At 62.8% G+C, this 11578-nt stretch carries 11 protein-coding genes and 1 pseudogene; 4 read left to right on the top strand and 8 right to left on the bottom strand.

Features of this window, described 5'->3' with window-relative positions:
• Nucleotides 1-362 precede the first annotated feature (362 nt).
• From ACU8HS_RS20105 to ACU8HS_RS20090, 4 genes are all read right to left on the bottom strand, one after another.
• The gene (locus tag ACU8HS_RS20105; protein WP_377311694.1) at nucleotides 363-1385 is read right to left on the bottom strand and encodes a porin; all 1023 of its coding nucleotides are present in this window, start codon (nucleotides 1383-1385) and stop codon (nucleotides 363-365) included.
• Nucleotides 1386-2204: 819 nt separating this feature from the next.
• Nucleotides 2205-2693, bottom strand: coding sequence for an Lrp/AsnC family transcriptional regulator (locus ACU8HS_RS20100; protein WP_004678404.1), 489 nt, complete (start codon nucleotides 2691-2693; stop codon nucleotides 2205-2207).
• Nucleotides 2694-2763: 70 nt separating this feature from the next.
• Nucleotides 2764-3405, bottom strand: a complete 642-nt coding sequence (locus ACU8HS_RS20095; protein ID WP_447015929.1) for a uracil-DNA glycosylase family protein — start codon at nucleotides 3403-3405, stop codon at nucleotides 2764-2766.
• Nucleotides 3402-3950, bottom strand: a complete 549-nt coding sequence (locus tag ACU8HS_RS20090) for a thermonuclease family protein (protein ID WP_447015059.1) — start codon at nucleotides 3948-3950, stop codon at nucleotides 3402-3404. The genes ACU8HS_RS20095 and ACU8HS_RS20090 overlap by 4 nt, the downstream gene beginning before the upstream one ends.
• Nucleotides 3951-4056: 106 nt before the next feature.
• On the opposite strand from ACU8HS_RS20090, the gene ACU8HS_RS20085 reads away from it, so the two are divergent.
• Nucleotides 4057-5592 (top strand): sensor histidine kinase, encoded by a 1536-nt coding sequence (locus ACU8HS_RS20085; protein ID WP_112755006.1) that lies wholly within the window; start codon nucleotides 4057-4059, stop codon nucleotides 5590-5592.
• 6 nt (nucleotides 5593-5598) lie between these two features.
• On the opposite strand, the gene ACU8HS_RS20080 is transcribed toward ACU8HS_RS20085, so the two are convergent.
• Complete coding sequence (locus tag ACU8HS_RS20080; RefSeq protein WP_447015058.1) at nucleotides 5599-5979, bottom strand: diacylglycerol kinase; 381 nt, start codon at nucleotides 5977-5979, stop codon at nucleotides 5599-5601.
• Between the two features lie 131 nt (nucleotides 5980-6110).
• Nucleotides 6111-7127 (bottom strand): nicotinate-nucleotide--dimethylbenzimidazole phosphoribosyltransferase, encoded by a 1017-nt coding sequence (gene cobT, locus ACU8HS_RS20075; RefSeq protein ID WP_112706306.1) that lies wholly within the window; start codon nucleotides 7125-7127, stop codon nucleotides 6111-6113.
• A gap of 224 nt (nucleotides 7128-7351) precedes the next feature.
• On the opposite strand from cobT, the gene ACU8HS_RS20070 reads away from it, so the two are divergent.
• The 3 genes and pseudogenes from ACU8HS_RS20070 (at nucleotide 7352) to ACU8HS_RS20060 (ending at nucleotide 8985) form a co-directional block, all read left to right on the top strand.
• Nucleotides 7352-8071 carry an adenosylcobinamide-GDP ribazoletransferase gene (locus ACU8HS_RS20070; protein WP_447015928.1) on the top strand — a complete coding sequence of 240 codons (720 nt, stop codon included), beginning with the start codon at nucleotides 7352-7354 and terminating at the stop codon, nucleotides 8069-8071.
• Nucleotides 8072-8089: 18 nt separating this feature from the next.
• A pseudogene (locus ACU8HS_RS20065) lies at nucleotides 8090-8176 on the top strand (DUF1289 domain-containing protein); the annotation flags it as partial.
• 110 nt (nucleotides 8177-8286) lie between these two features.
• Nucleotides 8287-8985 (top strand): TIGR02281 family clan AA aspartic protease, encoded by a 699-nt coding sequence (locus ACU8HS_RS20060; RefSeq protein ID WP_447015057.1) that lies wholly within the window; start codon nucleotides 8287-8289, stop codon nucleotides 8983-8985.
• A gap of 74 nt (nucleotides 8986-9059) precedes the next feature.
• Here the strand turns inward: ACU8HS_RS20060 and ACU8HS_RS20055 are convergent, their stop codons facing one another.
• Together ACU8HS_RS20055 and ACU8HS_RS20050 are read right to left on the bottom strand one after the other, a co-directional pair.
• Nucleotides 9060-10025, bottom strand: a complete 966-nt coding sequence (locus ACU8HS_RS20055) for an IS110 family transposase (RefSeq protein ID WP_112706310.1) — start codon at nucleotides 10023-10025, stop codon at nucleotides 9060-9062.
• Between the two features lie 367 nt (nucleotides 10026-10392).
• Nucleotides 10393-11331 (bottom strand): IS110 family transposase, encoded by a 939-nt coding sequence (locus tag ACU8HS_RS20050; RefSeq protein ID WP_447015056.1) that lies wholly within the window; start codon nucleotides 11329-11331, stop codon nucleotides 10393-10395.
• Nucleotides 11332-11578: the final 247 nt, after the last annotated feature.

Here is an 11578-nt window from a genome sequence, read left to right as displayed (position 1 = left end):
ACGTTACAGTCACATTATTGGCATCGTTTCGCGCAGGGTAAACCTATCCGAACGGTTGGCTTGCCGGATGCATTCGCACAATGAAAACGTGTATGTCGCGCGATAAAACGGGGCGCGATCGATCAGAAGCAACGAATAGGCTGATAATTTCTAAATCTGCTCGACGTCGGGAAAACCGACCGACGAAACGAAACCGGCAAGCGTGGCGGCGCTTCTGGCTTCCCACCGGCTTTCAACTGCAAAGGACTGGCCCAGCAGGGAAAACCGGACCAGTCCCTCGTTACTGATCGGAGGTCATTCTGATCAGAAACTCGTGGGGTTAGGAGACCCCCGGCACGAGGCCGGGGGTTCCGTCGCTCAGATTAGAACGAGCGCTGCAGACGGAAGTAACCGGTCGTGACGTCGTCGCCATCTTCCGGATCCAGGTACTGGACGGAAGCCTTGGCGTAGAAGTTGTCAACGATCTGGTAGTCAACCGTCAGACCGACCTTCCAGGCATCGCCGAGACCGTCGAAGTCATCCGGAACAGCCTTGGAGCCGCCGAAGTAGTTGCCGTAGTACTGAACAGCCGGAGTGATCTTCAGCTTGTCAGTTGCCTTGATGGCGTATTCGGCAGCAACTGCCCATTCAGCCGACGAGTAGTAGGAGTTCGGGCCGCTGGAGTAAACAGCTGCGAGGCCGAGCGTGCCCGGGCCGAGTTCAGCCGTACCCATAGCGCGGATAGCGCCGTCTTCGTTGTCGAAGTCGTAGCCGCCGGTGACCTGGTAGCTGAAGGCGCCAGCCGTGCCGCCGATGCCGAAGGCAACGCCGACGTTGTTCGGATCTTCGTCAGCCTTGAAGACGCCGTCTTCCAGTTCGTCGACGCTGAGGCCAGCGTAGAAGGAACCGGTTTCGTACTGATAACGGATGGAGTTATGCAGCGTTACGACGGAGCCGATGTCGTCCGTTTCGCCGGAGAGACCATCGTCCCACCAGGAGTAGAAGAGACCAGCGCGGAAGCCTGCGACGTCGAGGTAAGCCGAGTCGAGGATCGTTTCCTGGTCCGTTGCGTTGTCGGCATTGGCCTGGAGAACGATTACGCCGGTGAGCGGGCCGTATTCGGTGTCGCTCTTGGCGGTGAACTGAACCTGACCGCGGGTCTTGGCATTCCAGTCGGCGTCGCCGCTTTCGCCCGGACCAACGTCAACCTGGAAACGGATGTAGCCTTCGATCTTCAGGCAGGTTTCCGTGCCCGGGATGTAGAAGTAGCCGGTGCCGTAAGCGTCGCAGACGCGAACGTACTCAACCGGCTCCGGCTCTGCAGCAACGATTGCGTCTGCTGCGAGTACCGGGGTCGATGCAGCAAATGCTGCTGCCGACGCAAGCAATACCATCTTGATGTTCATTGTAGAATTCCACTCCTTTGTCGATCGGGGCTTTACTCTGTTTCCGAAGATCCAAAGCCGACCCGTTTGAACAGCCTCACGGCGTGCGGATCGATCGAACCGCCGAACGTTCATCCCACAGACATCAAATTGTATCAATTCGTGAACGGCGCCATCGCACGGCATGCACATGCTTTCTGCATGGGGCGTGGTTTTTATACAACAATTTCAAGGAGTTGGATGATTAACGCACGAATGCCGCCGCGGTAGCCAGTGGCTATCGCAGGCGGCTGAAACGATCCTCCCAAAGCGCCGCGAAACCGGAGCAGAAAGCTCGAACGATCTCGCGAAGCAGCCGGACATTAGCGCCGGCTAAGCATCATATAAAGATAGGAGATTAGGACATGGTGTCCTGAAATCGAACCTAATGGTGCAGAAAGCGACCATAAATCGATTTGGGGCCTACTTTGTGTTGTAGAAACAACCAAAGACTCGCGCTCTGGCATCGCTTAAACGTTTTGCCAAAGGCTCAGAAAAATTCGTGCAAGGCGCGATATTGCGCTGCACGGACATTACAAAAGTGTTCCAGATCCCCCGGACCACCCGCACGAATCGGCCCCCGTGCCTCCCAACGTCGGGGCCTGTTCATGACGTGCGTGGCTTCGCACAGTTCCATGACAGGAAGATTACAATTTGGAAAGGTTTCGCGCCGCCGTCAAGTGGCAGCTGCGGCGCGCCGCACTCCGAGAAATCACGGATGAACTTCTCCTTACGCAAACGGGCGCGATTCGCTCGCGCCCGTTTGCAACCGTTAAATGCCTTGCCGCAGGCCCTGCCCGCTCAGTCCTCGTTGGACTTGGCGTTTTCGAGAATCATGTAGTCGAGCGGCAGCTGCGTCGAATATTTGATCTGCTCCATGGCGAAGGCCGAGGAGACGTCGCGAATCTCGATCTTGGCGATCATGCGCTTGTAGAAGGCGTCATAGGCGGCGATGTCGGGCACGACGACGCGCAGCAGATAGTCCACGTCGCCGCTCATGCGGTAGAATTCGACCACCTCGGGGAATTCCGCCACGACTTCGGAGAATCGGCGCAGCCACTCGATGGAATGGGTCGCGGTGCGGATCGACACGAAAACCGTGACCTTGGTGTTGACCTTTTCCGGATCGAGGATGGCCACGCGGCGCTTGATGACGCCGTCTTCTTCCATCTTCTGGATGCGCCGCCAGCAGGGCGTCGTCGAAAGCCCGACCTTCTTGGCAAGGTCGGCAACGGCGAGCGTCGAATCTTCCTGAAGCAGGCGCAGTATCTTTCGGTCGAGGCGATCCATGCGAAAATAAGTCCCTTTCGAATTATTTTCTTTGTATAGCGCGATTCCGGCCGACGAAAAGAATTTTGTTTCAGAAGGCAAGCATTTTGATTCGCCGGCGCAGCTCCGGAAGCAGTTCTTCCTCGAACCAGCCGTTGCGCCTGATCCAGCCCGTATTGCGCCAGCTCGGATGCGGCAGCGGCAGAACGGCAGGTCTGCCCTGTTTGGCGAGACCGTCGCGCCAGTTCCGCACCGTCTCCGTCATGTTTTCGCGTCGTGACGCGCCCATGTGCCAGGCCTGCGCATAGGAGCCGACAGCCAGCACCAGCTCGATCTGCGGCATGGCCGAGATTGCCCGCTCCCGCCAGGCCGGCGCGCACTCGCGCCGCGGCGGCAGGTCGCTGCCCTTGGCATCGTAGCCCGGAAAGCAGAATCCCATCGGCACGATCGCGAATCGGTCCCGGTCGTAGAAGGTCGGCCGGTCCACATCCAGCCACTGCCGCAGCCGGTCGCCGGAAGCGTCGTCGAACGGCAGGCCGCTTTCGTGCACGCGAAGCCCCGGCGCCTGGCCGGCGATCAGCACCCGGGCGCGCGAGGAGAGCACGGCAACCGGGCGCGGCTCGTGTGGCAGCCGGTCCGCGATGCCGCGCAGCGGCGCATCGCGACAGATCCGGCAGGCCGATATCTCGGCCCGCAGCCCGTCCAGCCCGTCCTCGCCCGATACCGCCTTCATTGCCATCCCGTCCATCCGCCGATCGGCCGCGGCAAGCCGGACTTTCCGTGCCGGGCCTCGTCCCTGACGTCGCGCGGCATGTCGAAACGGCCGGCCCAGAGCCCGAGCCTGCCCGCCCTCGCCTGCTCTTCCTCGCGCACGTAGCCGCCATAGGAAACCGCCATGCCGGAGGCCACCATGCGCGCGTTAATATTGCCGGCATCATTGTGGCAGGTGACGAGCAGCCGGTCGTAACGGTCGCGCTCGCTTCCGCCGCATTGCGTGCCGGGCTGCGAAACCAGTTCCTGCAGCGCCCGTCGCGCCTGCCGGCCGCAGGCCCATTCCTGCCCCTGGCGCTCGCAGGTCTGCGACAGTTCCGGCGCGTCTATGCCCTTGAGCCGCAGGCGCTGGCCGTCGAGAACCAGGCTGTCGCCGTCGGCGGCGCGGAAGGCGCCCTGATGCCGAATATCGGGCCTGTCGCCGAGCTTTTCCGCAATTAATGCAACGAGAACAAGAAAAGCCAGCGCGGTTGCACCGTCCCGGGTCAACACAAGAAGCCGTGCCACGCTTTTGCCTCCTTGCAAAACAAACCCTTGGCAAAGATGGCAAACATCTTCTTAAGAATTTCCGGTTAAGCTCTTATTCATCTGCAGGACAAGTTTCAACGTGCACATGAGTACCGGCGTCAGCACATCAACCGACAAGATCATTGTCGACAAATCGCGCGGCCACCGCAACAAGGCGGTTTCCAAGGCCGTGCGGCAGACGCGCGAACGCCTGCAGTCGGGCCACGCCTCCAGCTCCGCCTTCGATCGCGACATGCTGCAGATGTATGTCGCCGCCGTGCTGCAGGGCGCGGCGATCATGCCGCTCTTCGTCATCATCGTGGCGGCCCTCGGTACCTATTTCATCGAGGATGCGAGCCTGTTTTTCTGGGCGCTGCTGACGCTCACCTGCCACGCCGTCAACATTCTTCTGGCGCGCCACGCCCGCAAGCAGGAAATCGCCGCCGAAACCGTGCGCCGCTGGCGCAATCTTCTGCTGGCCGGCCAGTTCCTGATCGGCTGCTGCTGGGCGATTTTTGCCCTGCAGGGCTGTTCGGCCTGCGAACCTTCGAGCTTCACGCTCTATAAGGGCGCCACGCTGCTGATCGCCCTGTCGGTCACGACCATGTCGAATTTCATGCTGACGCCCGCCGTGATCGTCGGCTTTGCGCCCGCCGTCGTGGCGCTTGCCGCAAAGAGCGGCCTGTCGCGCGATATCCTGGAGCTTTCGCTGGCCGGCGTCTTCACCACCACGGTCGTCTTCTTCAATTACATCAGCGACCGGCTCTTCCAGTCCAGCCTGAAAATCCTCTCCTTCCAGTCGGAAAAGGACGACCTGATCGCCGAGCTGGAAGTGGCCAAATCCATGTCGGACGAAGCCCGCCGCCGCGCCGAGGAGGCGAACCTCGCCAAGTCGCGCTTCCTCGCCTCCATGTCGCACGAGCTGCGCACGCCGCTGAACGCGATTCTCGGCTTCTCCGAAGTCATGTCGGCGGAGGTCATGGGGCCGCTCGCCAACCCGACCTACAAGGAATATGCCGACGACATCCATCGCTCCGGCCAGCACCTTCTCGATCTCATCAACGAAATCCTCGATCTCTCGCGTATCGAGGCCGGCCGCTACGAGCTCAGCGAAGAGGCGATCTCGCTGCTCGACATTACCGAAGACTGCATCGGAATGGTGCAGCTGCGCGCGCGCGCCAAGAACATCTCCATTACCGATCAGGTAGAGCGCCAGCTTCCGGCGATCTGGGCCGATGAAAAGTCCATGCGCCAGGTCGTTCTCAATCTTCTTTCCAATGCCGTGAAATTCACACCCCAGGGTGGAGAAATAAACGTCAAGGTTGGGTGGACGGCCGGCGGAGGCCAGTACATCTCCATCCGCGACAACGGCCCCGGCATTCCCGAGGAGGAAATCCCGGTCGTACTCTCGGCCTTCGGCCAGGGCTCGATCGCCATCAAGAGCGCCGAACAGGGCACCGGCCTCGGCCTGCCGATCGTGCAGGCGATCCTTGCCAAGCATGACGGCCAGTTCATCCTGAAATCCAAGCTGCGCGAAGGCACCGAAGTCATCGCCATCCTGCCCGCCAAGCGCGTGCTGCAGACCATCCCGGCGGTGGAAGAAGCCCAGCCCGTCGCCAAGAAGCGCAAGAGCTTCGCCTAGGCGTTTTTAGAAGAAGAGATGCCTGCAGATGACGAAGCCGAGATAGAGGCAGCAGGCGGCGATCATGCAGCTGACGGCAAAGGAGCCGAGATCCTTGGCATGTTTGCCGACGATGGAAATCTCCGGCGAGATCCGGTCGATCACTTCCTCGACCGCCGTATTCATCGCCTCGATGGAAAAGAGCCCGAGGAAAAGCACCGTCGTGACGACGAATTCGGTGGCGTCCGCGCCGATGAGGAAGAGCACGGCCAGCGCCGCCGCGAAGAAGCCGAGTTCCTGCCGGAAGGCCGATTCCCTGACGACCCGCAGAAAGCCCGCCCAGGAATAGCTGGCTGCCGCCACGAAATGGCGAAATCCCGTTTCCTTGGTCACGGCAGGTTTCGTCAAGGGCGCCTCGCCTCCTCCGGGCCGGTCTTGCCGCCGGCTTTGATTTATAAGCGACTACGCAGATACCGTTTCCCCGGCCTGCGCGCAAGCAAGGCGCAGGCCGCTCGCCGGTTGCCGCATCGGTCGCCGGATCAATGTTTTCCCGAAACGCCGGCCTGGGCGAAGGTCGCCATGCCGGAATGGCAGGCCGCCGCCGCCTTGACGATGCCGGCGGCAAGGGCAGCACCCGTGCCTTCGCCGAGCCGCATGCCGAGCGCCAGAAGCGGCGTCTTGCCGAGCTGTTCGATGGAGCGCAGATGCCCCGGTTCGGCCGAGACATGGCCGATCAGGCAATGGTCGAGCGCCGACGGATTGACGGCCCTGAGAATCGCGCCGGCCGCCGTTGCCGTATAACCGTCGATCAGGACGGGGATGCGCTCCATGCGGGCGGCGAGAATGGCGCCCGCCATGGCCGCGATCTCGCGGCCGCCGAGCCGGCGCATGATTTCGAGCGGGTCGTTCAGATGGTCGCTGTGCAGCGCGACGGCGCGCTCGACCGCATCGATCTTGCGCTCCAGCATCTCGCCCTCCGAACCCGTGCCGGGGCCGACCCAGTCGCGCGCGGTGCCGCCGTAAAGCGCGTAGTTGATGGCGGCCGCGATCGTCGTGTTGCCGATGCCCATTTCGCCGATGCAGAGCAGGTCCGTGCCGCCGGCGATCGCCTCCATGCCGAAGGCCATGGTGGCGGCGCAATCGCGCTCGGAGAGCGCCGGCTCCTGGGTGATGTCGCCGGTCGGATAGTCGAGCGCCAGATCGAAGACCTTGAGGCCGAGATCGTTGGCAACGCAGATCTGGTTGATCGCCGCCCCGCCGGCTGCGAAATTCTCCACCATCTGCTGCGTCACTTCCGGCGGGAAAGGCGTAATACCCTGGCGCACGACGCCATGGTTGCCGGCGAAGATCGCCACCAGCGGCCGGTTGACGGCGGGCGCGCGGCCGCTCCAGGCGGCAAGCCAGAAGGCGATTTCCTCGAGCCGCCCCAGCGCGCCCGGCGGCTTGGTCAGCTGCGCGTCGCGTTCGCGGGCCGCCACCAGCGCGCGGGCGTCCGGTCCCGGCAGGTCGCGGAGAAGGGCGCGAAAATCGTCGAACGGCAGGCCTGAAACGCTCATCTGAATGGCTTTCCTTGTCTTCTTGTCTTTTCCCGGCAAATCGGGTTCCTTGCGTGGCGACTCTCTTAAAGCGACCGGCCACGGCGAACAATGTCAAAAAGCAAGCAACGCCAAAAGCCGCAGGAAGACGAACGGGCCGCCGGAGAGACGGGGGATCGCAGACAGTGATAAAAGACATCGTCGTCGATGCGGCGCGCGCCGTGGCCTTTCTCAGCCGCATTCCCATGCCGCCCTGGCTCTTTGCCGGTTATGACGGCAAGCTCGGCCGGCTGGTGCGCGTCTTTCCGCTGGCCGGTCTTGCCATCGGCGCCCTGCCCGCGCTCGTCTTCTTCGTCATGCTTGCCCTGCGCGCCGACCGGCTGATGGCGGCGCTCGTGGCGCTCGCGGTCCAGACGATCCTGACCGGGGCGCTGCACGAGGACGGGCTCGCCGACACCGCCGACGGCATCGGCGGCGGCAAGACGCGCGAGCAGAGCCTCCTCATCATGAAAGACAGCCGCATCGGCAGCTACGGCGCGATCGCCCTCATCCTGTCCTTCGCGCTGAGGGCTTCGGCGCTCGCCGCCATCGCCCGCGAAGCCTCGCCCTTTGCCGCCGCCCTTGCCATTCCGGCCGTCGCGGCGCTGAGCCGCGGCGCGATCGCCTGGCACTGGCAGCGCCTGCCCGCCGCAAAGCCGGACGGGCTTGCGGCTTCGGCCGGAAGGCCGGCGGAAGTGACGATGCAGGTCGCCCTTGTTGCGGCAGGCTTCATCACCGCCATTCTCGTCTGGCCGGCGCTCGGCCTGCTGCCTTTCGTCTCGGCCCTGCTTGCCACCGGTTTCTCGACGCTTTTCTTCACCTGGTTCATCCGCCGCAGGCTTGCCGGCCACACCGGCGACACGCTCGGCGCCAACCAGCAGATTTGCGAGGTCGCGGGTTTCTGCGCCCTTGCCATGGCTCTCTGAAATCCCGATATATCGCCCATGCGAACACCCTGCATCCGCGTATGCTTTCTGGATCCCCTGACCGGTCTCTGCACCGGATGCGGCCGCACAACGGAAGAAATCGCCGGCTGGATGCGCTTTTCGGATGAAGAGCGCAAACACATCATGGCAAGCCTGCCCGCGCGCCTCGCCGCGCCTGCTCCCGAACAGGCAAAGACGCTGGAGGCGGCCGGCTGATGCGCCTCGTCCTGCTTCTTGCCGTCATCCTCATCGGCCTTGCCGTCCTGCTTTTCAACAGCGACCAGAGCCGCATCATGGGCCTTGCGAGCGACGATTTCGGCCGCTTCGTCTACCTGCTGCCGATCGCCCTGATGCTGGCCGCCGGCATCTGGGGCAGCCGCCGCAATATCGGCGAGACGATGCGCCAGTTCCTGATCTGGCTGGTCATCATCCTGGCGCTCGCCACCGCCTATCTCTACCGCTACGACGCGATGGCCGTCGGCAACCGGCTGCTTGCCGGCCTTGTGCCCGGCCGCGCGGTGATCGTCACCACGAGCGAAGGCGGGCAGGAAGTCATCGTCCACAAGATGCTGAACGGCCATTTCGAGGCGGAAGTCTCCGTCAACGGCCAGTCGGTGCCCATGCTCGTCGATACCGGCGCCAGCATGGTGGCGCTCTCCCACGCCGACGCGCTGCGCATCGGCATAGACCCGAAGCAGCTCACCTATTCCATGAGCGTGATGACCGCCAACGGCCGCGCCCGCGCTGCCCCCGTCACGCTGGATCAGGTGGCGATCGGCCCGATCGTGCGCAGCAACGTGGCCGCGAGCGTGGCGGAAGACGGCCGGCTGGACCAGAGCCTGCTCGGCATGAGCTTCCTGGAAACGCTGGGCTCGCTGCAGATGCAGACGGACGAACTCAGGATGCGGGACTAGGCTGTTTTGGCCGGTCGCCACCCCCCGTCCCTCATTGCTGTGGCCTCCCCGCCCCTCACCAAGTCAGTTAAAGCCTATGCCGGCATTTTTTCGGTTTTCGGCTTGAGAGCGTCCCTGACGCGGGCATTTGCGATGGTGATGATCTTTCGCATGAGGGCGGTGAGGGCGAGCCGTTTTGGTTTTCCGGCCTTGACCATGGTTTTGTAGGCCGTGGCGAGCGGTCCGTCTCCGCGGCAGGCGGTGAGGGCTGCGGTGAAGAGCGCGGGGCGGATCGTGCGTCGGCCGCCGAAGGTGGCGCGGTGCCAGCTGACCTTGCCGCTGTCTTTGGGATGGGGTGCGACGCCGGCAAGGCTTGCGACCTGGCGACGATTGAGGCTGCCGAGTTCGGGCATGAGGGCCAGCAGCATCGGCATGAGGACGGGGCCGATGCCGGGGACCGAGCGCAGTGCTTTGGCGCGCAATGTCAGATCGTGATCCTGGGTGATCAGGCTGTCGATCTCGGCATTGAGGGCGGCGATATGGCGGTTGAGCTCATCGAGATGGGCATTGATATCGTCGGCGAGGAAGCTGCCGCGCGGGGCCTTGAGGCGATTTTGCTCCTGGACGCGCATGGCGACGAGATCGAGCCGGCGGGCGACGAGCAGCGTAAGTCTTTGCCGGATCGGGTCTTTGGGTTGCCATTGTGGCAGCGCCTCGGCACGGTCCTGTCCGTAGCGGGCCAGCCATCGGGCATCGATCGGATCGGTCTTGGCGCGTTTGCCGAAGGATTGGATATAGGCCTTGACCTTGGCGGGATCGGCGCGATGGGCTGGAATGGACAGTTCCAGGAGTACGCCGAGCACGGTGTCCTCGTGGCCGCCGGTTGCTTCGCACACGGCAAGCGTGGCGCTGGCCTGATAGGGCTGCAGGGCCGCCCGCAGCGCGTCGGGATCGTTGGCAATGGTGATGCTGCGATGGGTGCGGCTATCGAAGAGGGCAACGGTATCGCACGAGACGTCCAGACCGAGGATGGACTGGATTTTGGCCGGTTCTGTCATCATAATCGGGCTCCATGCTTCGAATTGTCTGCGGGCGTGTCCGACGGATAGCCCAGTCAAGTCATCAAGCGATGCGAAGCTGGAGCGATGAGGTCCCTTCATGAGGTCGGTTGTCAAAACCAATTCCTGTACGGGCGCCTGACCGCGCGAACCCCGGGATGGCCGTCCCGGGGTTCAAAACCAGCTTCTCCGATAGTAAAGCATGGATCGCACAGACAATTCCTGTGCTTGTCACAGGAATCCAGCCACCGCGCGTCCGCGCGGTGAATGACTCTCCCACGAGAAGGAATCAAAAAAGTCTTTCCTGCTCAAGGACTTGAGCAGGCTGGATTCCTGTGACAGGCACAGGAATGAGCGACTATCTGGTGTGTCAAGTTGCATGTGCGAATTCCCTTCGCGCATCTCGAGCTTTTGCATTGAGAATGACGAGGAGCTTTCTGGCGAGCGCGATGCGAATGACCATTTTCGCTTTGCCTGCGGCTTGCAACCGTTGCTGGAAGGCGCCCAGATGCGGATCGTATCTGGCAGCAATGGCGGCGATCAGGAAGAGGATGCCACGTGGCCCCTTGCGACCGCCGCGCACCGGCCGTGGTCCGCTTTTCTTGCCGCTGTCGTTGGCAATCGGCGCAAGGCCAGCCAACTTGACGATAGCCTTGTTGGAGATATGACCGATCTCCGGCAGCTCGGCCATCAGCCGGGCAACCGTGCGCGAGGCAACACCCTTGATGGAGCGAAAGGCCTTGTCGAGGCCGGCCCAGAGCGGATCGTCGTCGATCATCGAGGCGATCTCGCCTTCCAGCCTGCGGCTCTGACGCACCAGAAGCGCGATCACCTCGTTGAGGCTTTCAACGGCCTGTGCATCGCGGGCAACGCTTCTGCGCTGCTTCTGGATGATCAGGTCGCCGGTGACCTGGGACAGCCGCGCCACCAAGGCCTGCAGCCGCATCTGCGCCGGCTTCGGCGGTGGCGAGGCACGCAGCGGCCTGGCCTCGGCATAATGGGCAATCACCGCCGCATCGATCTGGTCGGTCTTTTCCAGAAAGCCCATGGCCTCGGCAAAGCGGCGCACATTGCGCGCATTGGCAAGCGCGCAGGCGACCCCCATCTCCCACAACAACAGAAAGGCCGGCCGCTCGTAACCGCCAGAGGCTTCCATGGCCACAAGCTCGACAGCCTCGGCAAGGCACAGAGCGCCAAGCGCGCCAATACCGGCCGCATCGTTGCTGAAACGCTGCGAAATACCCAACGGGCGGATGAACACATCCAGCCACTCCTTCGAAACATCCACTCCACATATGATGCTGTTCACGGTAACCTGCCTTGTGCGTGCGGTTGGAACCAAGCGACTGTTCGGTCGTACGTGACGATGGCGACGATCCCTGGCTCATCCACGGTTGTAGCCGGAGGGAGAACGGGCGACGCCGCCACGCCTCTTGCCGGGTGGCCACCCGGCAAGAGGCTCAGTCGCTTCCTTCGCACAAAATCATCAATGTGCAGATACAAGGGAGGTTGGAGGGGCGCTCGTGTGTATCCGGCGCCCTTGGCGGGAGGGCTCA

It is taken from the genome of Rhizobium sp. KDH_Rht_773_N (assembly GCF_052946295.1).
This window is presented reverse-complemented; position numbering and strand designations above follow the sequence as displayed.

Excerpts from the sequence above, each read along its gene's own strand:
- ACU8HS_RS20105 (WP_377311694.1), bottom strand. The coding sequence starts at position 1,385 with ATGAACATCAAGATGGTATTGCTTGCGTCGGCAGCAGCATTTGCTGCA.
- ACU8HS_RS20100 (WP_004678404.1), bottom strand. The coding sequence starts at position 2,693 with ATGGATCGCCTCGACCGAAAGATACTGCGCCTGCTTCAGGAAGATTCG.
- ACU8HS_RS20095 (WP_447015929.1), bottom strand. The coding sequence starts at position 3,405 with ATGAAGGCGGTATCGGGCGAGGACGGGCTGGACGGGCTGCGGGCCGAG.
- ACU8HS_RS20085 (WP_112755006.1), top strand. The coding sequence starts at position 4,057 with ATGAGTACCGGCGTCAGCACATCAACCGACAAGATCATTGTCGACAAA.
- cobT (WP_112706306.1), bottom strand. The coding sequence starts at position 7,127 with ATGAGCGTTTCAGGCCTGCCGTTCGACGATTTTCGCGCCCTTCTCCGC.
- ACU8HS_RS20070 (WP_447015928.1), top strand. The coding sequence starts at position 7,352 with ATGCCGCCCTGGCTCTTTGCCGGTTATGACGGCAAGCTCGGCCGGCTG.
- ACU8HS_RS20060 (WP_447015057.1), top strand. The coding sequence starts at position 8,287 with ATGCGCCTCGTCCTGCTTCTTGCCGTCATCCTCATCGGCCTTGCCGTC.
- ACU8HS_RS20055 (WP_112706310.1), bottom strand. The coding sequence starts at position 10,025 with ATGATGACAGAACCGGCCAAAATCCAGTCCATCCTCGGTCTGGACGTC.